Below are 2,186 nucleotides of genomic sequence, written 5' to 3'. Positions count from 1 at the left end.
CTTTTAAATACCGTGATAACAATAAAAATGCTTACGAGGTTTATATGTCAATAAACAGAAGAAAAGCACTTAGCGCTATTGCCATTATGTCAGGCTTGGTATGGAACACCGCTCAAGCTGACGTGAATCAGCCGCAAGGTTTGGCCATTGAAATGTTCAGTGAGCTTCAGGATGACAGCCAAATCAATTACTTCAATGCGAGCTATTGGTTACAAGGAGAGGTTGAGCCCCCGACACTAATGCAGATGCGTGACGATGTACTGAACCAACATATGCGCTATTTTGTCGATTTCAGTACGATTGAAGGTGAGTCGCAAAAGACGGAGGCGAAAGCACTGCTCAGGAAAAAACTGGGCTTAGCGTTTGCCAGTGACTTTTTGATCATCAGTGAACACAAAGGAGAATTATTGTTCACACCGTTAGATGACGAGAATGATGCCAACATTCGTCTACTGGAAGCCACCCCAATTGCCCATTCTCGTCAGCGCCGTAGTACGGCCAGTATGGTGTCAAATAGTGGTTCGGAAACGAACTCTTTGCCACACGTCGCGTTTTATTTGAATGTCAATCGGCCTATTACTGATAATGAATGTACGTTTAATAACTCACATCTTTGGGATCGAGGCACGCGAGTGTTTTGCGATAACCCGAATATCTCTTTGATCTATAGAGTTAATTTAGAGCGTTCATTACAATATGGCACCATTGGCTCTGCGACACCGGACGCGAAAATTGTTCGTATCAGCTTAGATGATGATACAACGGGTGCGGGGATCCATCTCAATGACCGTCTTGATTATCGTCAATCGGGTGCTGATTACACGACATTAGATGCTTATTTCCGAGACTGGTCGACCGATGCCATCGCCCAAGACTACCAATTTGTATTTAACTCTTCGAACAACAAAGCGCAGATCTTAAAAACGTTCCCGAGAGAAAATCTCAATGCCGAATATGAAGTCAAAGAGGTATCCGGCTTCCAGCTAGGAGTGAGTGGTGGTGTCGAGGTTAGTGCTGATGGACCGAAAGGCAAGCTAGAAGCCAATGCCAGCTACAACCAAAGCCGTTGGTTAACCTTTAAAACGCACGATTATCGTGTTGAACGTAGCACCAATAACGCGCAAAACGTCAGCTTTAAATGGAATCGTAGCCAATACGCGACTGCCGAATCGATGATGAATCGCTCTACGGATGCGCTGTGGGTCAATACTTATCCTGTGGATACCAACCGCATTAACCCGATTGGTTACGCGAGCTTCGTACCCAAAATGGATGTGATCTATAAAGCCGCTCCTAATGCGACGGGGACAACGGAATTTACCATTGATTCTTCGGTCAATATTCGTCCCATTTATAACGGTGCTTATAAGCATTATTATGTTGTAGGTGCGCATCAGTCCTACCATGGTTTTGAAAATACGACGCGCCGCAGAGTGAGCAAAAGTGCTAGCTTTACTGTCGATTGGGAGCACCCAGTATTCACTGGCGGTCGTCCAGTGAATTTGCAATTGGGCAGCTTTAATAATCGTTGCGTTGATGTGGCTGATAATGGCGCGCTCTCTGCCTCAAGCTGTGATGAAACCAAAAACTCACAATCTTTTATTTATGATCAGTTAGGTCGCTATGTGAGTGCAAACGACATCCATCAATGTTTGGATGGACAATCACTGGGTCAATTACAAACCTGTAGTTCGAGTTTAAGTCAGCGTTGGGAATGGATAGAAAACAGCGATAAGCTGAGTAATGTTTTCTCTCATGAGTTACTTGGTCATGATAAAACCAGCGGTGAGTTAGGTTTGTATGCTGATGGCAATGATCAGGTAAGTGTGCGCACCATTACCGCTTACACCAACGTATTTCATTCAGATAGTGAATCGGCCGTATTTGGGTTTACATCGGGTTCATTGGCCTTACAAGATGTTGGTCAATCGGGGACACTGTATATTCGCCATGGTGCTGCGATTGATGCAATTGGTACGCAAGCCAATGCGATGCAAGGCGGTGAAAGTGGTAGTTTGACTGAAATTGATCTGAAACGCGTTACGCAAATAACCGTTACTTCCGGTGAGTTCAAGTACGGTGGCAACCATTTACTCCGTATGACTTTTAAGCTTGATGATGGTTCAACCAAAGTAGTGGGGTCAAAAGACTACGCAATCAGTACCCACGATGAAGTGTTTGAGTTG

General features: G+C 44.7%; 1 protein-coding gene. It reads left to right on the top strand.

The window, feature by feature from the left end:
* Nucleotides 1-44: 44 nt before the first annotated feature.
* Nucleotides 45-2,186 (top strand): leukocidin family pore-forming toxin (locus B9J87_RS07575; RefSeq protein ID WP_094150036.1); only part of this gene is annotated, 2,142 nt, incomplete at its 3' end.

This window comes from Vibrio sp. V19_P1S1T109, assembly GCF_002241375.1.
In the GTDB taxonomy this organism is placed as follows: Bacteria; Pseudomonadota; Gammaproteobacteria; order Enterobacterales; family Vibrionaceae; genus Vibrio; species Vibrio anguillarum.
Note: the sequence above shows the minus strand (reverse complement) of the source record. Positions and strands in the feature narration are given on the sequence as shown.